This is a genomic window from Massilia sp. Masssp94, from assembly GCF_059491305.1.
Genome location: NZ_CP168501.1, coordinates 1,475,821 through 1,497,903, shown reverse-complemented (window position 1 = coordinate 1,497,903; position 22,083 = coordinate 1,475,821). Strand labels below are relative to the sequence as shown.

General features: G+C 64.1%; 23 protein-coding genes, 2 tRNA genes and 1 pseudogene. 17 read left to right on the top strand and 9 right to left on the bottom strand.

All coding sequences use genetic code 11. From position 1 onward, the window contains the following. Nucleotides 1–9 precede the first annotated feature (9 nt). On the top strand, nt 10–1,224 hold the full coding sequence (locus tag ACEN9G_RS06450; protein ID WP_483126506.1) for an MFS transporter: 1,215 nt from the start codon (nt 10–12) through the stop codon (nt 1,222–1,224). 6 nt (nt 1,225–1,230) lie between these two features. Here ACEN9G_RS06450 and ACEN9G_RS06445 read toward each other — a convergent pair whose 3' ends face one another. Further along, nucleotides 1,231–2,331, bottom strand: a complete 1,101-nt coding sequence (locus tag ACEN9G_RS06445; protein ID WP_413341550.1) for a hypothetical protein — start codon at nt 2,329–2,331, stop codon at nt 1,231–1,233. Nucleotides 2,332–2,628: 297 nt separating this feature from the next. Between ACEN9G_RS06445 and ACEN9G_RS06440 the strand changes: the two genes are divergently transcribed. Genes ACEN9G_RS06440 through ACEN9G_RS06425 form a run of 4 tightly spaced genes read left to right on the top strand, consistent with a single transcriptional unit; the run spans nt 2,629 to nt 9,284 of the window. After that, nucleotides 2,629–5,355 (top strand): type VI secretion system Vgr family protein, encoded by a 2,727-nt coding sequence (locus ACEN9G_RS06440; protein WP_413341552.1) that lies wholly within the window; start codon nt 2,629–2,631, stop codon nt 5,353–5,355. Between the two features lie 12 nt (nt 5,356–5,367). Beyond that, nucleotides 5,368–7,515: a T6SS effector phospholipase Tle3 domain-containing protein gene (locus ACEN9G_RS06435; RefSeq protein WP_483126505.1), complete on the top strand. Its 2,148-nt coding sequence runs from the start codon at nt 5,368–5,370 to the stop codon at nt 7,513–7,515. Nucleotides 7,516–7,533: 18 nt separating this feature from the next. Next, nucleotides 7,534–9,009, top strand: coding sequence for a hypothetical protein (locus tag ACEN9G_RS06430; RefSeq protein WP_413341556.1), 1,476 nt, complete (start codon nt 7,534–7,536; stop codon nt 9,007–9,009). Between the two features lie 11 nt (nt 9,010–9,020). Next, complete coding sequence (locus ACEN9G_RS06425) at nt 9,021–9,284, top strand: PAAR domain-containing protein (RefSeq protein ID WP_413341557.1); 264 nt, start codon at nt 9,021–9,023, stop codon at nt 9,282–9,284. Nucleotides 9,285–9,419: 135 nt separating this feature from the next. On the opposite strand, the pseudogene ACEN9G_RS06420 reads toward ACEN9G_RS06425, so the two are convergent. Next, a pseudogene (locus ACEN9G_RS06420) lies at nt 9,420–9,551 on the bottom strand (LysR family transcriptional regulator); the annotation flags it as partial. 83 nt (nt 9,552–9,634) lie between these two features. On the opposite strand from ACEN9G_RS06420, the gene ACEN9G_RS06415 reads away from it, so the two are divergent. After that, nucleotides 9,635–9,961, top strand: coding sequence for a glutathione S-transferase family protein (locus ACEN9G_RS06415; protein WP_413341559.1), 327 nt, complete (start codon nt 9,635–9,637; stop codon nt 9,959–9,961). 6 nt (nt 9,962–9,967) lie between these two features. On the opposite strand, the gene ACEN9G_RS06410 is transcribed toward ACEN9G_RS06415, so the two are convergent. The 3 genes from ACEN9G_RS06410 to ispB all read right to left on the bottom strand — a co-directional run bounded on the left by ACEN9G_RS06410 (nt 9,968) and on the right by ispB (nt 11,197). After that, a tRNA-Pro gene (locus ACEN9G_RS06410) sits at nt 9,968–10,044 on the bottom strand. Nucleotides 10,045–10,078: 34 nt separating this feature from the next. After that, nucleotides 10,079–10,155, bottom strand: a tRNA-Pro gene (locus ACEN9G_RS06405). A gap of 52 nt (nt 10,156–10,207) precedes the next feature. Beyond that, on the bottom strand, nt 10,208–11,197 hold the full coding sequence (gene ispB, locus ACEN9G_RS06400) for an octaprenyl diphosphate synthase (protein ID WP_413343617.1): 990 nt from the start codon (nt 11,195–11,197) through the stop codon (nt 10,208–10,210). 230 nt (nt 11,198–11,427) lie between these two features. Between ispB and rplU the strand changes: the two genes are divergently transcribed. The 5 genes from rplU (at nt 11,428) to proB (ending at nt 14,937) form a co-directional block, all read left to right on the top strand. Then, nucleotides 11,428–11,739 (top strand): 50S ribosomal protein L21, encoded by a 312-nt coding sequence (gene rplU / locus ACEN9G_RS06395; protein ID WP_036230184.1) that lies wholly within the window; start codon nt 11,428–11,430, stop codon nt 11,737–11,739. Nucleotides 11,740–11,781: 42 nt separating this feature from the next. Next, the gene (gene rpmA, locus ACEN9G_RS06390; protein WP_056123130.1) at nt 11,782–12,054 is read left to right on the top strand and encodes a 50S ribosomal protein L27; all 273 of its coding nucleotides are present in this window, start codon (nt 11,782–11,784) and stop codon (nt 12,052–12,054) included. Nucleotides 12,055–12,264: 210 nt separating this feature from the next. Further along, nucleotides 12,265–13,377, top strand: a complete 1,113-nt coding sequence (cgtA, locus tag ACEN9G_RS06385; protein WP_413343620.1) for an Obg family GTPase CgtA — start codon at nt 12,265–12,267, stop codon at nt 13,375–13,377. 4 nt (nt 13,378–13,381) lie between these two features. Beyond that, nucleotides 13,382–13,822 carry a hypothetical protein gene (locus ACEN9G_RS06380; protein ID WP_413343621.1) on the top strand — a complete coding sequence of 147 codons (441 nt, stop codon included), beginning with the start codon at nt 13,382–13,384 and terminating at the stop codon, nt 13,820–13,822. After that, the gene (gene proB, locus ACEN9G_RS06375; RefSeq protein WP_413343623.1) at nt 13,819–14,937 is read left to right on the top strand and encodes a glutamate 5-kinase; all 1,119 of its coding nucleotides are present in this window, start codon (nt 13,819–13,821) and stop codon (nt 14,935–14,937) included. The genes ACEN9G_RS06380 and proB overlap by 4 nt, the downstream gene beginning before the upstream one ends. 172 nt (nt 14,938–15,109) lie before the next feature. Here the strand turns inward: proB and ACEN9G_RS06370 are convergent, their stop codons facing one another. Beyond that, on the bottom strand, nt 15,110–15,502 hold the full coding sequence (locus ACEN9G_RS06370; protein WP_483126504.1) for a VOC family protein: 393 nt from the start codon (nt 15,500–15,502) through the stop codon (nt 15,110–15,112). 191 nt (nt 15,503–15,693) lie between these two features. On the opposite strand from ACEN9G_RS06370, the gene ACEN9G_RS06365 reads away from it, so the two are divergent. The 3 genes from ACEN9G_RS06365 to ACEN9G_RS06355 are packed head-to-tail and all read left to right on the top strand — an operon-like array spanning nt 15,694 to nt 18,228. Further along, nucleotides 15,694–16,395 (top strand): MotA/TolQ/ExbB proton channel family protein, encoded by a 702-nt coding sequence (locus tag ACEN9G_RS06365; RefSeq protein WP_413341348.1) that lies wholly within the window; start codon nt 15,694–15,696, stop codon nt 16,393–16,395. Continuing rightward, the gene (locus ACEN9G_RS06360; protein ID WP_413341346.1) at nt 16,385–16,804 is read left to right on the top strand and encodes an ExbD/TolR family protein; all 420 of its coding nucleotides are present in this window, start codon (nt 16,385–16,387) and stop codon (nt 16,802–16,804) included. Before ACEN9G_RS06365 ends, ACEN9G_RS06360 begins: the two co-directional genes overlap by 11 nt. Nucleotides 16,805–16,806: 2 nt before the next feature. Further along, nucleotides 16,807–18,228, top strand: coding sequence for a cell envelope integrity TolA family protein (locus tag ACEN9G_RS06355; protein WP_413341344.1), 1,422 nt, complete (start codon nt 16,807–16,809; stop codon nt 18,226–18,228). On the opposite strand, the gene ACEN9G_RS06350 is transcribed toward ACEN9G_RS06355, so the two are convergent. Beyond that, the gene (locus ACEN9G_RS06350) at nt 18,218–19,030 is read right to left on the bottom strand and encodes an AraC family transcriptional regulator (RefSeq protein WP_413341342.1); all 813 of its coding nucleotides are present in this window, start codon (nt 19,028–19,030) and stop codon (nt 18,218–18,220) included. The two genes, ACEN9G_RS06355 and ACEN9G_RS06350, sit on opposite strands and share 11 nt — an antisense overlap. Before the next feature lie 62 nt (nt 19,031–19,092). Between ACEN9G_RS06350 and ACEN9G_RS06345 the strand changes: the two genes are divergently transcribed. Beyond that, the gene (locus ACEN9G_RS06345) at nt 19,093–19,452 is read left to right on the top strand and encodes a cupin domain-containing protein (RefSeq protein ID WP_483126503.1); all 360 of its coding nucleotides are present in this window, start codon (nt 19,093–19,095) and stop codon (nt 19,450–19,452) included. A 12-nt stretch (nt 19,453–19,464) separates the two neighbouring features. Here the strand turns inward: ACEN9G_RS06345 and nth are convergent, their stop codons facing one another. Together nth and rsxB are read right to left on the bottom strand one after the other, a co-directional pair. After that, nucleotides 19,465–20,112, bottom strand: coding sequence for an endonuclease III (gene nth, locus ACEN9G_RS06340; protein WP_259448886.1), 648 nt, complete (start codon nt 20,110–20,112; stop codon nt 19,465–19,467). A 7-nt stretch (nt 20,113–20,119) separates the two neighbouring features. Then, nucleotides 20,120–20,806, bottom strand: coding sequence for an electron transport complex subunit RsxB (rsxB, locus tag ACEN9G_RS06335; RefSeq protein ID WP_413341339.1), 687 nt, complete (start codon nt 20,804–20,806; stop codon nt 20,120–20,122). Nucleotides 20,807–20,976: 170 nt separating this feature from the next. Between rsxB and ACEN9G_RS06330 the strand changes: the two genes are divergently transcribed. Together ACEN9G_RS06330 and ACEN9G_RS06325 are read left to right on the top strand one after the other, a co-directional pair. After that, nucleotides 20,977–21,456, top strand: a complete 480-nt coding sequence (locus tag ACEN9G_RS06330; protein WP_413341337.1) for an RcnB family protein — start codon at nt 20,977–20,979, stop codon at nt 21,454–21,456. Nucleotides 21,457–21,620: 164 nt separating this feature from the next. Next, nucleotides 21,621–22,031 carry a VOC family protein gene (locus tag ACEN9G_RS06325; protein ID WP_413341336.1) on the top strand — a complete coding sequence of 137 codons (411 nt, stop codon included), beginning with the start codon at nt 21,621–21,623 and terminating at the stop codon, nt 22,029–22,031. Nucleotides 22,032–22,083 lie beyond the last annotated feature (52 nt).

The window sequence follows — 22,083 nt, the reverse complement described above, 5'->3', positions numbered from 1 at the left end:
GAGTCCAACATGAGCATCGCACACACGACGGCGACTGTCATACCGATCCGCACGACGCTGACCTCGCCTCTGATCTTCCTGCTGGCCGCAAGCACGGGCCTGTCCGTCGCCGCCCTGTACTACAGCCAGCCCACGCTGGGCGTGCTGGCGACCGACCTGCACGCCAGCAACCAGGCCGTCGGCTGGATCCCGACCTTGACGCAATTCGGCTACGCCCTCGGCCTGCTGTTCCTCGCGCCGCTGGGCGACCGTTTCGATCGCCGTACCATCATCGTCGTGAAATCGCTGCTGCTGGCCATGGCGCTGCTGGCCATTGCCGCCGCGCCGAGCCTGTCCGTGCTGCTGGGCGCCAGCCTTGCCGTCGGCCTGCTGGCCACCGTCGCCCAGGACATCGTCCCGGCCGCCGCCACCTTGGCCCCGGCCGCGCATCGCGGCCGCATCGTCGGCACCGTCATGACCGGGCTGCTGCTGGGTATCCTGCTGTCGCGCGTCGTGGGCGGCCTTGTGGCGGAAGCGCTCGGCTGGCGCGCCGTGTTCGGCGGCGCGGCGGTCGTCGCGGCCTTCACGACGGCGATCCTCGCCCGCGGCCTGCCGAGCTTCAGGCCGACGAGCACGAGTCCGTATCCGGTCCTGTTGGGCTCGTTGTTCGCGCTGTGGAAAGAACACCGCGCGCTGCGCCTTGCCGCCATGGCCCAGGGTCTGCTGTCGATCGGCTTCTCGGCCTTCTGGTCCACGCTGGCCGTGATGCTGCACGGTGCCCCGTTCCACCTGGGTTCGGCCGCCGCCGGTTCGTTCGGCCTGGCCGGTGCCGTCGGCGCGCTGGCCGCCCCGTTCGCCGGCCGCCTGGCCGACCGCCGCGGTCCGCAATTCGTGACCCGCGTCGGCGCCGGCCTGAGCGTCGCCTCGTTCGCGCTCATGTTCGCCATGCCGCACCTGCCGCCGTCGGCGCAACTGGTGCTGCTGGCCCTGGCGACCGTCGGCTTCGACCTGGGCGTGCAGGCGACGATGATCGCCCACCAGACCATCGTCTACGGCATCGCACCGGAAGCCCGCAGCCGCCTGAACGCGATCTTCATGACCACGATGTTCGTCGGCATGGCAGCGGGCGGCGCGCTCGGTGCCCAGGCGCTGGCTGCGTGGGGCTGGAACGGCATCGTGATCCTTGCCGTCGCATCGAGCCTGGCCGCGCTGGCGGTGCGGATCCGGGCCGCGTCGGCGCAATAACAGACATCAGGAATGACCGGCGCCAGGCCACGACAACGCGGCCTGGCGCCGTACTTTTGCGGGCCGCACCGCCCGCGCGACGAGCACCGTCGTGCCCACGCAGGCGGCGACGACGGCGACGAACGTGCCGTAGCGTGCCGGTGCCGGCTGCTGCATCAGGGACTGGCCGGGCAGTGTCGTCGCGATCCCGACGAGCAGCATCATGACCGGGAAGTGGAAGAAGAAGGTGAATGCGGCAGCGGGTTCGTCGCGCACCGCCTCATGCTGCGCGCCGGGCGGGTACTGGGCCCAGGCGATGGTGGCGAAGCCCCAGCCCACGAGCAGGAACTTACAGTCGGCGAGCCAGGCGCCGGACGCCGGCGACCCATGTACGCCGGCGCCGAGGAAACGGGACAGCAGCAGCGCGGCGAGAAAGCCGACGATGGCGACGGGCCGCGACGGCCTGGCGCTGTGCAGCGCGCCCATGTGCGCCACCGCGACGCCGGTCAGCCAGATGGCCGACCAGATCAGGAACAGGGGCGGCGCCAGCACCACCACGGCCGCCAGCAGCACGACCCGGCCGGCGCGCGTGGCGCGCAGGAAGACGTCCAGCAGGATGAGCGACCAGAACAGGAACGACAGCAGGTACAGCATGCCGTTGCTGCCGAACGTGGGCACGACGAAGGGCTGCAGCATGAACAGATTCCCTAACAGCGCGGCATAGCCGAGCGAGAGCGTGCTGAAGGCGGGATAGGCCGTGTACAGGTCCGATCCGTTGAAGAACCGCGCGCCCGCGGCATCGAACAAGGCGCCGAGGGCCAGGCCGGGCAGGAGAATCCGGTACAGCGCGATGGCGTGCCGGCCCGGCGTTGCAGGGGCGGGCGGCCCGTGGGCCTGTAGCGCGCGTCCCGTCAGGATGCCGTCGAGGACGAGGAAGACGGCAAAGGATTCATGGCCGAGCCCCGTGAAGAAATAAAAGACGTCGGACAGCCACGTTTTCGCCTGGACGTGTTCGTAGTCCACGAACAGCAGGAAACGGACGTGGTACATCAGTGCCACCAGGACGCTGGTCCAGCGTGCTACATGCAGGAACGCGACGAAGCGCCCCTGCATGCTAGCTTTTTCCAAGCTAAAAATTCCAATAGACATTGTCCAAGTTCATCAAGCGTGATGTGGCTTCATGTTAGGGCGCGGATCGGCATAGCTTTTGCGGCTGCGCAGGCAGGCCCACACTGTGTGTGGAAGTCACACTTCAATCGCATCGGCCAATAATATGTAGCGATCGGTTGCTTAAGGAAAGATAAATTTCCCAATAAAAACAATGAGGTAGCAGGGAATAAAAAGTGATTCAAATGAAATAATCTGTGAGAAAAATGTGTCAACTTTTTATTATCATTGCCCCGTTCTCATCTGCCCTGCCCATCCATGTTGCTACCCAGCGCCTCGTTCGACCTGACCGATGCCAACCGTCCCATCCGCCTGCGCATGTCCACCGCACGTGGCGTCCGGGACGACCAGCTGCTCGTCAAGCACGTCAGCGGCATCGAGAGCATGTGCGGCGGCATCGAGTACTCGCTGCTGTGCGTCTCCACCCAGGCCGGCCTCGCGCTGAAGCAGTTCATCGCCAATCCCGTGGAGCTGCAGTTCGTCACCGACAGCGGCGGCCTGCGTTCCGTGTGCGGCATCGTCGCGGCGGCGTCCGAAGGGCAGAGCGATGGCGGGCTGGCCACCTACCAGCTGATCGTGCGCGATGCCTTCGCCCTGCTCGACAAGACGTCCGGCACGCGCGTGTTCCGCAATGCCAGCGAAGTCGACATCACGGATATCCTGCTCAAGGAATTCCGCCAGGCGAATCCGGTCGCGGCGCGTGCGTTCGCTTACGACCTCGGTAGCCTGAAGTCGTACCCCCAGCGCGAATTCACGATGCAGTACAACGAGTCGACGGGCGCGTTCCTGCGCCGCCTGTGGAAGCGGCGCGGCATCTCGTGGTTCATCCAGCCCGGCGCGGCGAGTGAACGGGGCAGCGACGAGACGCCGTTGCATACGCTCGTGCTGTTCGACGACGCCATGGCGCTGAAGAAGAATGCCGGCGGCGAGGTGCGTTTCCACCGGGACGATGCGACCGAAGTCCGCGACGTCATCACGGCCTGGCACGCCGTGCGCACGCTGACGCCTGGGAAGATCAGCCGCCAGAGCTGGGACTATGCGACGTCGGGCGCGGCGACGACCCAGGAAAACGGGATGAACGACCAGGGCGAACTGGGCAACCATTTTGCCGCGAGCCTGGACGACTACCTGGTCGACCCGCCGCACCTCGGCGACAACGACGCCGATTACCGCAGCCTGGGCGTGGCGCGCATCCAGCGCCACGAATACGAAGCCAAGTACTTCCAGGGCGAGGGCAGCGAGCGCAACATGTGTGTCGGCCAATGGAACACCATCGTCGGCCATCCTGAGCTGAACGCTCATCCGGAGGCCGAGCGCGATTTCGTCGTCACCGAACTGCGCGTGGAAGCCGAGAACAACCTGCCGAAGACGCTCGACGACCAGGCGCGCCGCCTGTTTTCGCTGAACCGCTGGCGCGACGGCAGTGCCGCGCTGGGCCAGGCCAGCGCCGAACGGGGCGTGCGCTACACGAACCGCTTCAGCTGCGTGCGGCGCGGCGTGCCGATCGTGCCGGCGTACGACCCGCGCGTGGACCTGCCGCGCACGGAACTGCAGTACGTCACCGTGGTCGGCCCGGTGAACGAAGAGATCCACTGCGACCATCTCGGCCGCGTCAAGGTGCGCTTCCCCGGCGCCCGCGAGGACGATCACGCGCATGCGCACGGCGCGGGTGCGTCCGACAGCGACCGCGACTCCGCGTGGGTCCAGGTGGCGAACCCGTGGGCGGGCGACCAGTATGGGACGATCTCGCTGCCGCGCGTGGGCCACCAGGTGCTGTGCGCCTTCGTCGGCGGCGATCCGGACAAGCCCCTGATCATCGGCCGCGCGCATGGCGGCAAGACGCCGCCCCCGTCGTTCAGCCGCACGAGCCGCCTGCCGGGCGACCGCTATTTGTCCGGCATCGTCAGCCGCGAAGGCAAGTCGCAGCGCTACAACCAGCTGCGCCTGGACGACACGCCGGGAGAAATCAGCGCGCAGCTGGAAAGCGTGCACGCCCGCAGCCAGCTGAACCTCGGCTACCTGACGCACCCGCGCCAGGACGGCCGTGCCGACCCGCGCGGCCAGGGCTTCGAACTGCGGACGGACGACAGCGGCGCCATCCGCACGGCCAAGTCCCTGCTGATCTCGGCCTGGAAACGCCTGGACGCCGCCGGCACGCAACTGGGCAGCAACGAGCACCTCGCGCTGATGCAGGATTGCCTGGACCTGTTCAAGACGCTGGGCGAGTACGCCGCCCAGCGCCAGGGCCTGCCCGTCGACCCGGCGCCGCAGGATGCGCTCAAGGCCGACCTCGAGGCGGCACCGGGTGCGCGCAATGCGGACGTGGCGGGCGACGCCAAGCCGACCGTCAGCGTGACCGGCCCGGAAGGCATCGCGTTCAGCACGCCGAAGACGATCGTCAGCTATGCGGGCGTCAACCTGGACACGGTCGCGCAGCAGCACATGCAGCTCGCCAGCGGCAAGCGCTTCAACGTCAACGCAGGCAAGGGCATCTCGCTGTTCTCGCACAGCGACGGTATCACGCAGATCGCCCACAACGGCGACTTCACGATGCAGAGCCAGCACGACGACATGAAGCTCGTCTCCGCCAAGGACATCAAGGTGACGGCGGCCAAACGCATGATCGCGATGGCCGAGGAAGAGATGACGTTCATCGTCAGCGGCGGGGCTTATCTGCGGCTGAAGGGCGGCGACATCGAGATCGGCGGGCCGGGGAATTTGACCGTCAAGACGGCGGAGCATCACTGGAATGGGCCGGCGAGCGGGAAGACGGAAATGCCGTCATTCGGTGCGGGCACGTTCGAGCGCACGCCGCGCCTGGTCCGCGCCACCGACGGCAAGCCGGTCGAGGGCATGCAGGTCCACATCGAGCGCGATGGTGCCGCGCCGATTACGGGCGAGACGAATGCCGCCGGCGAGGGGCCGAAGGTCAAGGGTGACCGGCTGGAGCTGCTCAAAGTAACGTTCAAAAAACTGTTGAAGTAAGCAGGAGCGGTAATGGAAGGCACGACAATGGACGAACCGACCGTGATCGCGGTGGGCGACGGCAGCGGCAGTACGCTGCTCAACGAAAGCTACCTGGACGTGGTGATGCAGTTGCCGTTGCCGGGTATCGTGATCTTTGTGCATGGGGTGAATTCGGATGGCGAGTGGTATCAGGCGGCGGAGCGGGGTCTGTGCAACGGCTTGAACACGCGCCTTGCGCGCCAGCGTGGGGAGATCGTTCACGCGAACACGAATGGGGGGCAGTTGAAGGCGGTCGAGTACCTGGATGATCTGACCGCGGATGGTTACCTGAATCCGGACAAACAACCAGATACGTTTATTGCGCCGGATGCTCACTATTCGCCAGTCATCCAGTTCCGCTGGGGCTACAAAGCGAGCGCCGAGGATTTGCAGACCTATGGTGACGGTATTTTCTTGAACGAGAATAATTACTGGGGCGGCGGTCCTTTCGCCAACGGTTGCACGTCGCTGCCGGACTTGTGGGGCCAAGGCTTGAACGACCAGCTCTTCCTTTGGCTGCATGCGCAGCACTTGAATCCCACCAACGACCGTATGGTATATGCCTGCCCGCCGCGCCCGTATTACGTACTGGCTGCATTGCGGCTCGCAAAATTGATCAAGGCGATCAGGGAAAAGCAGGCAGACGTACCTATTACCATCGTGTGTCACAGCCAGGGTAACATGGTCAGCTTGGCGGCAGCCTTCCTCGGCGACCGGTTCGGTGAGGTCAAAGATGTCGCCGGCAAGCCCGGTCGTTGCGTGGCCGACAGCTATGTGCTGTGTAATCCGCCGTACAGCCTTGTGAAGAAGAACCTCGTCGAGGCATGGTCGGGTACTGGAATAGCGGCGAGGGAGTTTCATTGGGGGCGGCAGACCCTCAAGGCTCGTACCACGACCTTGAAGCACTTTTTCGACATTATCCGCAAGCAGGCGGAAAACGCACAGGCACCTGACAAGATCGACGCGTTCATGAAGAACCAGCCACATGGATTCACCGCACAAGCGGACCGTGAGCAATGGGGATTTGGTCCGAACAAGACGAATCACGGTCGCGTTACTCTGTATTTCAATCCTCACGACCAAGTGATTTCGGCTAGCCCGGTGCAAGGGATCGGTTGGCGTGGGATGAGCACTGAAGAAATAAAGGCGGCAGGAGGTGATGACGTCTTTTGCCAGCGCGTATTTGCCGAAAAGTTTCCTGTTGGTAAAGAGGGTGTCAAGGCCTACCATTTCTGGAAGAATCACCATGGCACCGGATTGAAAACTGGTAGTCAGAATTTCTGGCATCCCGCGTCCCCACAGGCGAAGTACGCGATCAAAAAAGGGCTGGACGCGAACAAGAACTGGCTTGCCAAGGTGGTGACGATCGCAACGGCACCGGTTTTTTATCTGGTCACGGCCATCATTGATATCCGCATCAACGCGCTTCCGGACGACGATTGGGAAACACCCCTGGATGCGCCAAAGCTACCGGAAGCGTTCGAACCGAAGTCGATGCGTTTCGGAAAAATCGGCGATATATTTGACGAAGGAACGGATGCGCCGGGGGCGAGCCGAGACCGCGAGCGCGTGCGTGAGGAAGGCGATCCGTACGACACCGATGAGGGAGGAAAGGCTGAGGGAAGCAAGGATACCGAAGCGTCGCTGCGTTACGAGCATCACGCGCTGCTGCGGATGCGGGCGAGGCGCGAAGACTTGCATCAAGATTCCGATCCCGGCAAAGGACTGTACCGAAATTCAGAATTCGTCACCGAAGAAGATAATCTCGACGGGGCCAGCGATAATTTTAAGGCTTGGCGCGCGAAGAAGATCAAGGAAACGCTGGCGGAGAACGTTAAGGCGCCAGCTACCGATCACTCGTCGATCATGACGAATCCAGATCATGCCAAGAAGGCGCTGGCGTATGACATTCCTGTTGGGGTATGTCATATCAAGAATGACGACGTCCGAATGTTTCGTCAAATGGCGGATTGGCGTTACGCGAGTGGTTTGGATGATGGTAATCCCGTCAAGGAATTCATTGAATATTTTAAAATTGGGAAATTTAAAGGGGATGCCATCTATGACTGGGCTAATAATGATCGGCATGGAAAAATGCCTGAGAAGATTGTTGATGAGCGAGACATGCTCGGTCTTTAATATTTGAGAAAGCGATCCATGCGTAGTCTTGCAAATACACCGATTCGCCGTGTCGTCTGCGGCACTCTTGCCTTTGTAATGGCATTGTTCATGTCGCTTTGGATGATGTGGCGCGCCGATCCAGACGCTATTCGCCCTCTCTCCAATGCCCAGATCTTTACTAGATTGTTTGCAATTCCCGCCACATTTGCGGCGATCACGCTTGGTGTTATGACTGGCTTTTTTTCACGCCCAGCGCGTGCTGAAGTATTGCCGAAACCTGTCGCAACCACTCAGAAAGCGGAGCCATTCACGGCTCAGGTAGTCGGATTGCAGTGGTTGAATCCCTTGCAGCGGAGGGATTATCCGACTGAATGGCAACTGCTGTGGACACTCGGTCTGGTCGGCCCCAATAAAAATGACGACATGGTCAAAGCCAAGCCGGAAAAATACGGCAAGTTACAGGCTATTGGATCTATTGCCGTGGGCAACGACGGCAAAGAGACTTTTAAAGGATATCATCATAAATATATTGAGGAACTGATATACGCCTATCATGATATCTATTTCATGGATTCAAACTATTTCTATAACGCGCACTCCAGAGAGGATAAAACATCATGGCGGGAACTGGCTGGGATCCATATCGAGTACGCTCTACCGGAGGGAAAACTCGACCCTGTCGAGGCAGGGAATTTTCTTCGAGATATCATCACCAATACTTTCAGCATCGGTAGCAAATCGTTTCCGAATGCGTGGACCCGGAACACGCCGCCAGACGTACGTATCACTATGGGCGGCGCCAACGCCGGTTTCACGTCATTGTCTGCCGCACTGGACTACCTGCAAGCCCACCCGAACGAAACGGTGTGGGTCATGAACTGGGACGCGCCGAGCCGTCCAAAAGATCGCCAGATAAACGAAAACATGGTGCAATTGATCCTGGCCGGTCCAAACTACAAAACGGAACGTGCGCCGCTGGCTTGGCTCGGCTATCCGGCGAGCGCCAAGGTCACTGATTTCGATACGGCTAAAGACAAACCGCCGCGCGTCATCCAGGCATGGAAGGCAGCCTTCGAAAAGGCTGCGCACAATGCCGGCAAGCAGACGACTGACGTCGGCTACGTCATCCACGACGCCAACAACAACGCAGTGACGGCGTCCGACCGCATCGCTGCGCTGGCGCGTACGGCAACCGAGGAAGTGCCGGAACTGGACTTCATGAAGCAAGCGTTCAATACGCCCGCACTGCTCGGTGAGATGGGCGCGGGCACGGCGCTCACGAACGTCGCGCTGGCCATCGCCTACGCCAACCACATCGGCAAGACCGTGCTCGTCGCCGGCACGACCGACCAGGCCCAACCGATTGCGACCCTGGTAGTGCCGCCGGCCATCGTGCGGCCGATCCGGCCCGACGAGCCCTGGTTTCGGGCGCGAGGCGAGAATACTGCCCACCTGGCGTGGTGGGGCATCCGCCACGACGTCAAAGACACGACGCAAGGCTATTCCCGCTGACGAGGTACCGCATGCGCAAGGTCATCCGCCTGAACGACCCGACCACGCACGGTGGCAAGGTCATCACGGCGTCTCCCAACAGCAAGGTGCAGGGCGTCGCCGTAGCCCGCAAGGGAGACCGCTGCCTGTGTCCGATCCGCGGCCACGACAATTGTGTGATCGCCGAGGGCGAGCCGCAGGTGCTGATCGACGGGGTGCCGGTTGCGTTCGAAGGTCATGCGACGAGTTGCGGCGCCAAGCTGATCTCGACCGTGGGCACGAGCGGCCGTGATTAAATATCGGACCTCGTCGACTATACGTATTTTCTCAATCAGGACGCTGCGTCGGATTGCGTTTGGCATTCTGCGACGGATGAATACTGGGCCTCGCTGATATTCGGTATCACTTTGGCCGTCTTGGCTCGTCCCGTTCACCGCCACGCCGAGGCCGAGCGCGACGCACTCCGCCGCCGACAGGATACTGCTCACCCGATAAGCCGGCGCAATCTTCGGAAAATGCCGCCGCCGCCACAAGACCGACGGATGGTCGGGCAGGGCATCGTCCGGTCTGCGAATACCTCGACGACACCGAGGCGCCGCGTCTGCGTCCGGATGATGCGTTGCGGCGCGCGCGCCACCGGAGCTGGATGGAATTCGGCTCGGCGCTGCTGCACGCGCCGCCGTACTTCGACGGCGAACGCTTCTGCATCGTCGATGCGGTGTTTGCGCCGGTGTTCCGCTATCTCGACGTGTTCGAACGCATCGGCGAGTTCGGGATGCTGGCTGGACTGAGCAAGGTGCAGGCATGGCGCGCGGCGCTGGCACTGCGGCCGTCGGTCCGGGCAGCCGTCGATCCGCCCTATCCGGAACTGTTGACGGCCTTCCTGGCGCGGCGCGGGGCGGCGCTCAGCCGGCACATGCGGGAGCAGGGGGGAGAAACGAAAACAGCGGCCATCAGCCGCTGTCTTGTATGAATTCTGTGGTCGGGGTGAGAGGATTCGAACCTCCGGCCTCTACGTCCCGAACGTAGCGCTCTACCGGGCTAAGCTACACCCCGACTGGTATGGGTACTGCTGAGGGAGAAAAACAGATGGTCGGGGTGAGAGGATTCGAACCTCCGGCCTCTACGTCCCGAACGTAGCGCTCTACCGGGCTAAGCTACACCCCGACTGTTTGAGACTTCGTCACCGAAATCTCGGGAAGGCATTACTATAGTTGCCTCAGTGGTTCCTGTCAACAGCGAAGGAGCATAACTGCAGGAGGCTGTCCTTGTATTCGCTCGGCGGCAGGTCGGCGATCGCGGCGGCGGCGCGGCGTGCCGCGGTCTCCGCTTCGCGGCGCGTGAAGTCCAGCGCACCGCTGCTCGTGACGGCCGCCAGCACCGCGTCGAAATGCGTTTCGTCGCCTTGTTCGATGCAGGTGCGGATCAGTTCGCGCTGCTCGGCCGTGCCGTTTTCCATCACGTAGATCAGCGGCAACGTGGGCTTGCCTTCGCGCAGGTCGTCGCCCACGTTCTTGCCGATTTCCGCGGCGTCGCCCGCGTAGTCGAGCACGTCGTCGATCAGCTGGAACGCGGTGCCCAGCGAGCGGCCGTATTCGCCGGCCGCTTCGATCTGCGCGTCGTTCGCGCCGGCGACGAGGGCGCCCAGTTGCGCGGCCGCTTCGAACAGTTTCGCCGTCTTCGAACGGATCACGCGCAGATAGCTTTCCTGCGTGACGTCCGGATCGTGCATGTTCAGCAGCTGCAGCACTTCGCCTTCCGCGATGACGGTGGTGGCACGCGACAGGATCTCCATGACGCGCATGTTGTCCAGGCCCGTCATCATCTCGAACGAGCGCGAGTACAGGTAGTCGCCGACCAGCACCGACGCGGCGTTGCCGAACATGGCGTTCGCGGTCTGGCGGCCGCGGCGCATCGAGGATTCGTCGACGACGTCGTCGTGCAGCAGGGTGGCGGTGTGGATGAATTCCACGACGGCCGCCAGCTCATGGTGGCCGGCACCCTTGTAGCCGTAGGCGTTCGCCAGCAGCAGCACCAGCACGGGGCGGATCCGCTTGCCGCCGGCACTGATGATGTACTCGGCGATCTGGTTCACCAGCGCGACTTCGGACTGCAACCGCGCGCGGATCACCGTGTTGACGGCCTCCATGTCTGCTGCGATCGTGCGGGTGATGGGGTTCTGTTGTGCGGTTTGGGTGGCGGCGGACAAGGCGGACCTGCTGACGTTGGATGCGGATAGGTTTTGTTGAGTCGCGATTATACGACATGCAAGGAAAAGGCGCCCTTTTTCCCAGTGGCGCCAGAGGGGCTGCCGCGCCACCACAACCGTTTTGACGCTGCGCACCATTCCATGTATAATCCTCTGTTCCCCGAATCCCCGGCTGTTTACCTCGCCAAGACGAGGGGAATATTTCTTAACAATCAATGAGGTTTCAAATCATGTACGCGGTCATAAAAACCGGTGGCAAGCAATACAAAGTTGTCGCTGGCGAAAAACTCAAAGTAGAACAGATACCGGCAGACATTGGTTCCGAACTCACTATCGATCAGGTTCTCGCCGTCGGCGAGGGCGAGAGCATCAAGTTTGGTGCTCCGCTGGTGGAAGGTGCTTCGGTTCGCGTGACTGTTGTTTCGCATGGTCGTCACGACAAAGTGCGTATCTTCAAGATGCGTCGTCGTAAGCACTACCAGAAGCGTCAGGGCCACCGCCAGAACTACACCGAAATCCAAGTGGTTGCGATCAACGGCTAATCGCCGCGCGTACCTTCTTCAGCTAATCAAGGAGCATTTGAAATGGCACACAAAAAAGGCGGCGGCACTACGCGAAACGGCCGTGACTCAGAAAGCAAACGCCTCGGCGTGAAAGTCTACGGCGGCCAGGCGATCAACGCCGGCGGCATCATCGTGCGTCAGCGCGGTACCCAGGTTCGTCCGGGCACCAACGTTGGCCTGGGCAAGGATCACACCCTGTTCGCCCTGGTCGATGGCACGGTCAAGTTCGTCAAGCAAGGCGTCGGTTCGAAGCAGTTCGTGACCGTCGTGGCTGCTGAAGCAGTTGCTGCTTAATTGCGGCGCAGCGGGGCAGGCCGAGTAAAGGCGTGCCCCGCCCGGTAAGGCGTCAAGCCTTGCAATCGATAGGCTCTGCCCTCCGGTAGGGCCTTTTTAATTTTCGGCGTTGTCACCGTTAAGTGCGGAACGTTCCGCGGCCGTTCGTCTATCATGGACGCCTGGTCCGCTTTTAACAGTGACACAGCCTTTCGTTTTGGTGGTCTCATCATGAAGTTTATCGACGAAGCACGCATCGAAGTCATCGCCGGCGACGGCGGCAACGGCTGCGCCTCGTTCCGACGCGAGAAATTCCGCCCGTTCGGCGGTCCGGACGGCGGCGACGGCGGCCGCGGCGGCTCGATCTGGGCGGTCGCCGACCGCAACGTCAACACGCTGGTCGACTTCCGCTTTTCCAAGGTCCACACGGCGCGCAACGGCGAGCCGGGCCGCGGTTCCGATTGCTACGGCAAGGGCGCCGAGGACGTCTACCTGCGCATGCCGGTCGGCACGCTGATCATCGACGACGTCACCGGCGAGATCATCGCCGACCTGACGGAGCACGAACAGACCGAGCTGCTGGCCAAGGGCGGCGAGGGCGGCTGGGGCAACATCCACTTCAAGACGTCGACCAACCGCGCGCCGCGCCAGAAGACGGACGGCAAGGACGGCGAGCGCCGCGAGCTGCGCCTCGAACTGAAGGTGCTGGCCGACGTGGGCCTGCTCGGCATGCCGAACGCGGGTAAATCGACGTTCATCACGGCCGTGTCGAACGCGCGCCCGAAGATCGCGGACTATCCGTTCACCACGCTGCATCCGAACCTCGGCGTCGTGCGCGTGTCGCATGCGAAGAGCTTCGTCATCGCCGACATCCCGGGCCTGATCGAAGGCGCGGCGGAAGGCGCCGGCCTCGGTCACCAGTTCCTGCGCCACCTGAGCCGCACGGGCCTGCTGCTGCACATCGTCGACCTCGCCCCGATGGACGGCAAGACCGATCCGGTCAAGGAAGCCAAGGCGCTCGTGAAGGAACTCGAGAAGTACGACGAGGAACTGCTCAACAAGCCGCGCTGGCTCGTGCTGAACAAACTGGACGTCGTGCCGGAAGAAGAACGCAAGAAGGTCGTCAAGGACTTCGTCAAGCGCATGGGGTTCAAGGGCCCCGTGTTCGAGATCTCGGCGCTGAACCGCGAAGGCTGCGAAGACCTCGTGCACGCGATCTACAAGTATCTCGAAGAGACGCGCCACAGCGCGCAGCGCTCGGAAGAGACGCAGATGACCGAGGAAGCGCGCGGCATTTCGTCGATCGATCCGGACGATCCGCGCTTCAAGATCCTCGAAGATTAAGTCGTTGGCAGTCACCTTCGCCCCGACCGCAAGCAGCACCTGGCGCGCGCGCCTGCGCGGCCAGCTGCTGTCGGTCGCGGCGTCCGCGCATTCGCTGGCCGCGCTCGCGGCCCTGCTGGATCCGGACCGCGTGGCGGATGCGATGGGACTGTTCCCCGTGGGCGTGAATGGCTACAGCCAGTTCTTCGCCCTCTACGTCGGAGTGCGCCTCGCCACCGCGGGGCTGGCTCTGCTGGCGGCCAGGCAGGGCGACCAGCCCATCCTCGGCGACCTCGCAGCATTGTTCATCCTGGCGCAGCCGGTCGGCCGTCTCGTCGCGGCCTTCGCGATCGGCCTGCCCCAGGGCTTATTGTTCGTCGTCAGCGGGATCGAGCTGGCGGTCGGCCTGGCGCTGATCGGCCTGCGCCCGCAAGGACGCTTCCTGTCAATTCGACCGTCGCCATGAAATCCGTCCTCCAGTCTTCCAGCCGCATCATCGTCAAAGTCGGCTCCTCGCTCGTCACCAACGAAGGCCGCGGCCTCGATCACGAAGCGATCGCGCGCTGGGCCGCGCAGATCTCGTCGCTCCGTTCGCTCGGCAAGGAAGTCGTCCTCGTGTCCTCGGGCGCCATCGCCGAAGGCATGCTGCGCCTGGGCTTCACGTCGCGCCCGACCGACATCCACGAGCTGCAGGCCTGCGCCGCGTGCGGCCAGATGGGCCTCGCGCAAATCTACGAGACGAGCTTCCGCAGCCACGGCGTGAAGACGGCGCAGGTGCTGCTCACGCACGCCGACCTCGCGGACCGCGAACGCTACCTGAACGCGCGCTCCACGCTGACCACCCTGCTGGGGCTGGGCGTCGTCCCGATCATCAACGAGAACGACACCGTCGTCACGGACGAGATCAAGTTCGGCGACAACGACACGCTGGGCGCGCTCGTCGCCAACCTGATCGAGGCGGATGCCCTCGTGATCCTGACCGACCAGAAGGGCCTGTACTCGGCCGACCCGCGCAAGGATCCGTCCGCGCGTTTGATCGAAGAAGCGCAGGCGGGCGACACGTCGCTGGAAGCGATGGCCGGCGGCGCCGGCAGCAGCATCGGCCGCGGCGGCATGCTGACGAAGGTGTTGGCCGCCAAGCGCGCCGCCCGTTCCGGTGCGCACACGGTGATCGCGTGGGGCCGCGAAGACAACGTCCTGACGCGCCTCGCGCACGGCGACGCGATCGGCACGCAGCTGACGGCACCGACCGCGCGCCTGACCGCGCGCCGCCAGTGGATGATCGACCACCTGCACACGGCCGGCCAGCTCGTGCTGGACGCGGGCGCGGTGCAGAAGCTCGTGAAGGAAGGGAAGTCGCTGCTGCCGATCGGCGTGACGGCCGTGCGGGGCGAATTCGGCCGCGGCGCCCTCGTGGGCTGCGTGGACGCAGCGGGCACCGAGATCGCGCGCGGCCTCACCAACTACACGAGCGGCGAAGTCAAACGCATCATGCGTCACTCGTCCGGCGAGATCGAGGGCATCCTCGGCTACGTCGAGGCGCCCGAGCTGGTGCACCGCGACAATCTGGTCCTGATCTGATTCTCTCCGGGCCGGCGCGTAGAGTGGGCACCCCGTGCCCACGCGTGACGTTTGCGGTTTGTTGGCGTTACGCGTGGGCGGAGGGCCGCCCACCCTACCAGACCATCCACAGCAGGTATACGCCGCCGATCGCGCAGGCCGTGTAAGCGCGAAGCATCATGTGATCTTCCTTTCAAGCTGGATCGTGGCACACCACGCACAGCTTGTTGCCGTCGGGGTCGCGCACGTAGGCCCCGTAATAGTGCTCGTGGTAGTCGGGGCGCAGGCCCGGCGCACCGTCGCCGCGGCCGCCGTGCGCCAGCGCGATCTCGTAAGCCGCATCGACGGCCGCGCGGTCGGGCGCGAGCAGGGCCGTCATCTGGCCATTGCCGGGTGCGTGCGGCTGGCCGTCGTACGGCGCGCCGATGAGGAACAGCGGCCGCGCCCGGCCCGCTTGCTGCCAGCCGGCCCACGGGCGCGACCGGTCGCAGAAGCGCGCCTCCAGCCCCAGCGCCGTCAGCAGCGGTTGGTAAAACGCGAGCGCCCGGTCGAAATCGCCGACGCCGATGAAGACATGGGAAAACATGGTCGCCTCGTCGTGAAAATACCATTCATCATACTGAAATTTTGCTAATAACTAATTTTATGCGTATGGAATAGTGGATTTCCACAAAATGGTAATTTTCATTGCTATTAAAGTGTAATTTAGTTGCCAAACAAAGAATCATCTGTGCTAAATTGGCGCGTAAATCAGTTGTTTCCATTGAAAGGAAGACGATGTCCCGATTGCGCCGCCTCGGCCTGTATGGCCTGCTGTCGACTGCCTTCCCGGCCCATGCGCAGGGCCTGAACATCGCTTCCGAGCTGCTGCATGGCGGCATGGGCATCGTCGCGATCGGCGCGTTGTCCGTGCTGGCGCTGGCCGTGACGTTCGAGCGGCTCGCCAACTTCCGCCTGGCGAAAGTGGCGCCGCCGGATCTGGCCGCGGAGGCGGAGACGTTGTGGCGCACGGGACGCTTCGACCAGTTGCGCGAACGGGTGGCCGACGGCGACAGCAGCCTCGCGCGCATCCTCGGCTGGATGGTCGAACAGCGCCACCTGCCGGCCGAAAAACTGGCGTCGCGCGTGGCGGAGATGGCGGGCGTCGAACTGCGCCTGCAGCAGCAGAAGGCGTACGCGCTGAACGTCGTCGCGACGGTCGCGCCGATCGTCGGCCTGCTGGGCACCGTCATCGGCATGATCGAATCCTTCCACGTCATCGCGTTCAACGGCATGGGCGATCCAACCCTGCTGGCGGGCGGCATCTCCAAGGCGCTCGTCAACACGGCGGCCGGCCTGTCGGTGGCGCTGCCATCGCTGGCCATGCACCACGTCTTCCGCAACCGCATGGTCGGCATCGGCATCGCGCTGGAGCGCCAGCTGAACCGCGTGCTGGACGGCATGCCGGCGCGCACGCTGGAGGTCGTCCATGCGCATTGATCTCGGCGACGACGAACAGCCCGAGATCGGCCTGATCGCGCTGATCGACTGCATCTTCTTCCTGCTGATGTACTTCATGGTCGCGACGTCGTTCCGGCACCCCGACGGCGAAAAGCCGGAGAAGGACATGCCCATCGTGCTGCCGACGTCACAGGTCAGCCTCGATCGCGCGAAGGCGGCGCCGGCGCCGCTGGTCATCGGCGTCGATGCCGGAGGCGGCCTGTATATCGACCGCAAGGAAGTGTCGACGCAAGCCCTGCACGACCTGCTCAAGCGCGAGGCGGCACGCGATCCGGCGCGGCCGGTCCGCATCGACGGCGACCAGTCCACGCGCTACCAGGACATCGTGCACGTGCTCGAGCTGTGCCAGTTCGAGGGGCTGACCCACGTGTCGATGCACACGCGCTGACGATGTTCGCCGACGATACTCCGAGGCTCGCCCCGGCCTTCGGCCCCCTACGGCGGCATCCGTTCATCTTCCTGTCGCTCGTGCTGCATGCGGTGCCGCTCGTCGCGCTGTATCACTTCGGCACCCAGCGCATCGAGATCGCCCAGCGCGAGCGCCAGCAGCGGCAGGTCGAATCGGGCGCACGGCTGACGGCGCAGGCCCGCCTCGAAAAGCGCGTGCACGACATGGCGCGGATCCAGTCCCTGCTCGCACAAAGCGCGGGCAAGCAGCCTGCCGGGAACAAGGAAGACGAGGTGCAGTTCAGCGCGCAGCCGAAGGCGCCGGACGAATTGCTGAAGCAGGCGAAGGACCTGGCGCGCAAGATCGACGAGATCGAGCGCGACACCAAGGCCGAGCAACTCGCAAAGCTGCTCGACATCCCGAAGGAAAAGGCGTTGGAACAGGTCGCGGAGAAGGTCAAGGCTGAGGCGCCGCCTGCCGCCGAACCGCAGACGCCCGCCGAAGCGGCGGCGCAGATCGAGCAGCTCGAAGCGAAGGCACGCGTCGCGCTGGAAGAGCGCCGCCACCAGCTGGAGCAGCAGCAGAACGGCGTGCAGGTCGCGGCCGACGCGGCGGGTGCGGCGCAGCGCGGCGCGGGCAAAGGCAATGGCAAGGGCGACGGCGAAGGCAAGGGTGACGGCCAGGGCAACGGCCAGAGCGGACAAGGCCTCGGGAACGGAAGCGCCGGCGGCGTGGGCCGTCAGATGCTGGACCGGATCGCCGCGTTCACGAATCCCGACCTGCCGGATCGAATGACGAAGGCTTACCTCGGGGGCGCGGGCACCATGTTCGGCGGCGGCGTCGCGCACATGCCCACCGTCGACGCGGCCACCATGGTCAAGGGTACGGGCCGGATGATCGGCGCGGGCGGCACGTACGCGAACCGCGTCTGGGTCAACCGCTGGTACCTGATCGGTCCATTCGACGGACGGCACGGCGCAGGGCTGTTCGCCAATTACCATTATCCGCCCGAGCAGGGCGTCGTGCTGGATGCCGCCTATTGGGGCAAGGGCGGGCGCCTCGTCAAATGGGACTACGTCGACATGGCGCGCTATCCCCTGGAGCCGCCCGTGCACGCGGAAGACGCCGTGTACTACGGCTATACGGAGTTGATGCTCGACGCGGAACAGGACCTGACGATCTGGGTCGGCGCGGACGACGATGCGCAGCTGTGGCTCAACGACCGGCTGGTCTGGGAAGGAGGAAACGCCAACAAGGACTCGTTCTTCGGCCAGGTCTACGAGACGCGGAATACCTTTGTGCGCGACTACAACCTGAACGAAGGCAAGCGCGTCGTGCACTTCCGGAAGGGCCGCAACAAGCTGTTCTTCAAGCTGTCGAACGGGCCGACGCGGATCTTCTTTTCGCTGGTCCTCACGAAGTGAATGCGGCGCCGCGCTGCATCTTTTGCCAGGCCGACGGCGTCACGCCCACGCTGCCCTTGAAGCGCCGCGTCAGGTGGCTCTGGTCCGCGAAGCCGCATTCCAGCGCGACGGCGGCGAGCGGCGTGCCGCGGCGGATCAGGGCCTGCGCCTGCGCGACCCGCACGGCGTTGAGGTACACGTGCGGCGGCATGTGGTAGGCGGCGGTGAAGGCGCGGGTCAGGTGCGCGCGCGACAGGCCGGCGACCAGGGCCAGGTCCGAGACGGTGATGTCGTGCGCGTAGTATGTGCGGATATGGTCCTTGACCCGGGCCAGCGTGGCGGCACCGATGGCGGCCGGCCCCACGCCGGCCTGCGGCCGTTCGCCATGGCGCGCCAGCATCGTGCCCAGGAACGCACGCATCAGCGTTTCCGCGCGCAGCGATTCGGCCGCTGTCTGCGCCAGGCTGGCGGACAACGCCCCGAATGCCTCGGCCAGCTGCCGGTCGGCCGCATGGGGCTTCGCAAAATACCGGTTGCCGTCCACGCAGCTGGCGACGAATGCAGCGGGGACGTACCACATCGTGTAGCGGAATCCATCGGCCGTCCCGCGGCGGCCGTCATGGTCGTCGTCCGGGTTGAAGAGGACCAGGTCGCCGGGCCGGCTGTCGTACTGTGTGCCCTTGCAGCGGAACCGCTGGATGCCGTACGTCGTCGCGCCGAGCGCGAAGCAATCGTGGCTGTGGCGCTCGAACGCGTGGTCGGAAAAGTCCGCCCGCATCAGCGTCACGCCGTTGGTCAGCGCCCCGAAAATGGCCTGGTTCATGCAACGATTGTACAAGACCCGACGTCCGGCGGCGCCCCACAATGGGCTTTTCATCGGGAGGCATGATGCACGCTGCAATCGATCTGGCCGCCAAGCTGGCGACGTTTACGGAAGCCTTTCAGCCCCGCACGGTGGCCCTGTTCAACGGCCACGACGTGATGGTCGCGAAGCTGCGCGGCGAATACCACTGGCATGTCCACGACGACACCGACGACTTTTTCCTGGTGCTCGACGGGCGCGTCGAGATCGATCTCGAGGATGGTTCGACGGTGACGCTCGATCCGGGCCAGATGTTCGTCGTCCCCAGGGGCATGCGCCACCGGCCGCGCGCGCAGGGAGAGGCGCACATCCTGCTGATCGAGCCGACGGGCACGCCGAACAGCGGCGACCCGTTGACGGCGGCGCCGCGCCGGGTCATCTGAGTCGGGCAGCGTTCACGCGTCCTTCGGCGCCGGCGTTTTGTCCTTGTACTCGCACAGGTCGTTGATGATGCAATTCCAGCACTTGGGCGTGCGCGCCACGCACGTGTAGCGGCCGTGCAGGATCAGCCAGTGGTGGGCGTCGTGCAGGAAGTCCTTCGGCACGAATTTCAGCAGCTTCATCTCGACTTCGTCGACGTTCTTGCCCGGTGCGATCTTCGTGCGGTTCGCGACGCGGAAGATGTGCGTGTCGACGGCCATCGTCGGTTCGCCGAACGCGGTGTTCAGCACGACGTTCGCCGTCTTGCGGCCCACGCCGGGCAGGGCTTCCAGTGCCTCGCGCGAGCGCGGCACTTCGCCGCCGTACTGGTTCACGAGGATTTCGCACGTGGCGATGACGTTCTTCGCCTTGTTGTTGTACAGGCCGATCGTCGAGATATACGTCTTGAGCTCGTCCAGGCCCAGGTCGAGGATCGCCTGCGGCGTGTTCGCGACCGGATACAGCCTGCGGGTGGCCTTGTTGACGCCGACGTCCGTCGACTGCGCGGACAGCAGCACGGCGATCAGGAGTTCGAACGGCGTCGTGTATTCGAGTTCGGTGGTGGGATGCGGATTGGCGTTGCGAAAGCGCGTGAAGATCTCGAGGCGTTTGGCGGGATTCATCGATGCGTCAGTCTTTCTTGTCGGAGGCGGCTTTCTGTTTCGCGCGCTCGATGGCGGCGGCGATGATCGCGCGCTTGCGTTCCTTTTCCGCCAGCTCCTCCGCCGTATTCGTCGTTTCCGCCGTCACGGCACGCATCTTTTCCAGCGCCTTGGCGGCCAGGCGCGCGTCGTTTTCTTCCTTTTCGCGGCGCAGGCGCTCCGTGCGGAAATCGTGGCGGGCGCGCGCGGCGTCGGCCTCTTCCTGCGACCACGCGGCCCAGCCAGTCGGCTCGGCCGCAGGGTCGTCCGTGCGCGGGATCATCGCGATGCAGTCGACGGGACAGGGCGCCACGCACAAATCGCAGCCCGTGCACAGGCTCGGGATGATGGTGTGCATCTGCTTGGCGGCGCCGAGGATCGCGTCGACGGGGCAGGCCTGGATGCACAAGGTGCAGCCGATGCACAGGCTCTCGTCGATGAACGCGACGGGACGGGGCCGCTCGACGCCGTTGGCCGGGTTGATCGGGATGACGGGCCGGCCGGTGACCCGCGCCAGCCGCGCGACGCCTTCCATGCCGCCGGGCGGGCACTGGTTGATCTCGGCTTCGCCGCGCGCGATCGCTTCCGCGTACGGACGGCAGGCGGGATAGCCGCACTTGGTGCACTGGGTCTGCGGCAGCAGGTCTTCGATCTGGTCGGCGAGCGTCTTGGTCACGGCGGTGCTACTTCGAAACTGGATAGACCGTCATTATCCGCTAAAAGCCCAATGCAGTCGAAATGCACTTGGGTAATTCAAACTGCATACTTTCGTGATGCAACGTACGGAGTGCAAGATGAGTCTGGTGGTCTACTGGAGTCCAGGCAACGAATTACATGGAGGGTCTTATGAACAAGAAGCACCTCGCGATGTCCACGTTGCTGGCGGCGCTGCTGAGTGCTGCCGGCGCATCGAGCTTTGCCCAGGACCGCTACCACGGTGACCGTGACGATAGCCGCTATAGCCAGCGCGACAGTGACGGTGGCGACCGCCGCATCGACAATCGGAGCGACCGGCGCGGTGACGACCGCTACGAGCGCCGCAATGACGATCGACGCGACGGCTATCAGGCCCGCGGCGGCGGCCGCTACGGCGACGAAGGTTCCGGCGGGGCGCGCCGTTGGGATGGTGCCGGACCCAACCACGATATCCGCCGCGGCGGGCGCCTGCCGTCGCGCTACCGGAATCACCAATACGTCGTGGACAACTGGCGCGACCACCATTTGCGGCCTCCGCCGCGGGGCTATCACTGGGTGCAGACGGGCGGCGATTATGTGCTGGCGGCCATTGCCACCGGCGTCATCGCAGACCTGATCATCAATCACTGACGCCGCGGGCTGCCTTCAAGGCGGCCCCGGCAGGTGAAACACCGGGCCGTTCCCGTTCGCGGGCGCGGCCTTCTGTTATTCTTGATGCGCCAACAACAAAAGAAAGGAGGACATCGTGTACCACGCATTCCTGGACCATTCACTTCACCGAACCAGCGACCTTTATGCAAGCGATTCCAACGATCTATTTTCCCGGCCTGTGCGCCGAAGCCCTTTCTTTTTATCGTGACGTCCTGCACGCCGACGTGCTGTTTCAGTTGACGGCGATTCCCGATGCACAACCACGGTTCCTCGAGCCCGGCAGTCCCGGCAAGATCATCCGTGCCGGCCTGCGCTTCGGCGAGTCGACCATCTATTTCTCGGAAGGCCACCACCCCGGCCAGGCGCCCGCGTTCGCAGGCTTCTCGATGAACCTGCACGTGGACAGCGCGGACGAGGCGGCGCGCATCCTGCAGGCGCTGGGCGAGGGCGGCGACGTCCGCATCCCGTTGCGCCCGACGGCGTGGGCGGATGCGTTCGGTGCCGTCATCGACCGCTACGGCCTGCACTGGATGATCGAAACGGGCACGCGTTAACGAAAAATGCCGCGGTCCAGGCCGCGGCATTTTCAAAGGGACATTCGCAACG

Coding starts and splice junctions, on each gene's coding strand:
- ACEN9G_RS06450 (WP_483126506.1), top strand. CDS start 10: ATGAGCATCGCACACACGACGGCGACTGTCATACCGATCCGCACGACG.
- ACEN9G_RS06360 (WP_413341346.1), top strand. CDS start 16,385: ATGCGCATTGATCTCGGCGACGACGAACAGCCCGAGATCGGCCTGATC.
- ACEN9G_RS06430 (WP_413341556.1), top strand. CDS start 7,534: ATGCGTAGTCTTGCAAATACACCGATTCGCCGTGTCGTCTGCGGCACT.
- ACEN9G_RS06365 (WP_413341348.1), top strand. CDS start 15,694: ATGTCCCGATTGCGCCGCCTCGGCCTGTATGGCCTGCTGTCGACTGCC.
- ACEN9G_RS06325 (WP_413341336.1), top strand. CDS start 21,621: ATGCAAGCGATTCCAACGATCTATTTTCCCGGCCTGTGCGCCGAAGCC.
- nth (WP_259448886.1), bottom strand. CDS start 20,112: ATGAATCCCGCCAAACGCCTCGAGATCTTCACGCGCTTTCGCAACGCC.
- ACEN9G_RS06330 (WP_413341337.1), top strand. CDS start 20,977: ATGAACAAGAAGCACCTCGCGATGTCCACGTTGCTGGCGGCGCTGCTG.
- ACEN9G_RS06440 (WP_413341552.1), top strand. CDS start 2,629: ATGTTGCTACCCAGCGCCTCGTTCGACCTGACCGATGCCAACCGTCCC.
- proB (WP_413343623.1), top strand. CDS start 13,819: ATGAAATCCGTCCTCCAGTCTTCCAGCCGCATCATCGTCAAAGTCGGC.
- ACEN9G_RS06355 (WP_413341344.1), top strand. CDS start 16,807: ATGTTCGCCGACGATACTCCGAGGCTCGCCCCGGCCTTCGGCCCCCTA.
- rplU (WP_036230184.1), top strand. CDS start 11,428: ATGTACGCGGTCATAAAAACCGGTGGCAAGCAATACAAAGTTGTCGCT.
- ACEN9G_RS06415 (WP_413341559.1), top strand. CDS start 9,635: ATGGAATTCGGCTCGGCGCTGCTGCACGCGCCGCCGTACTTCGACGGC.
- cgtA (WP_413343620.1), top strand. CDS start 12,265: ATGAAGTTTATCGACGAAGCACGCATCGAAGTCATCGCCGGCGACGGC.
- ACEN9G_RS06350 (WP_413341342.1), bottom strand. CDS start 19,030: ATGAACCAGGCCATTTTCGGGGCGCTGACCAACGGCGTGACGCTGATG.
- ACEN9G_RS06425 (WP_413341557.1), top strand. CDS start 9,021: ATGCGCAAGGTCATCCGCCTGAACGACCCGACCACGCACGGTGGCAAG.
- ACEN9G_RS06345 (WP_483126503.1), top strand. CDS start 19,093: ATGATGCACGCTGCAATCGATCTGGCCGCCAAGCTGGCGACGTTTACG.
- ACEN9G_RS06435 (WP_483126505.1), top strand. CDS start 5,368: ATGGAAGGCACGACAATGGACGAACCGACCGTGATCGCGGTGGGCGAC.
- rpmA (WP_056123130.1), top strand. CDS start 11,782: ATGGCACACAAAAAAGGCGGCGGCACTACGCGAAACGGCCGTGACTCA.
- ACEN9G_RS06370 (WP_483126504.1), bottom strand. CDS start 15,502: ATGTTTTCCCATGTCTTCATCGGCGTCGGCGATTTCGACCGGGCGCTC.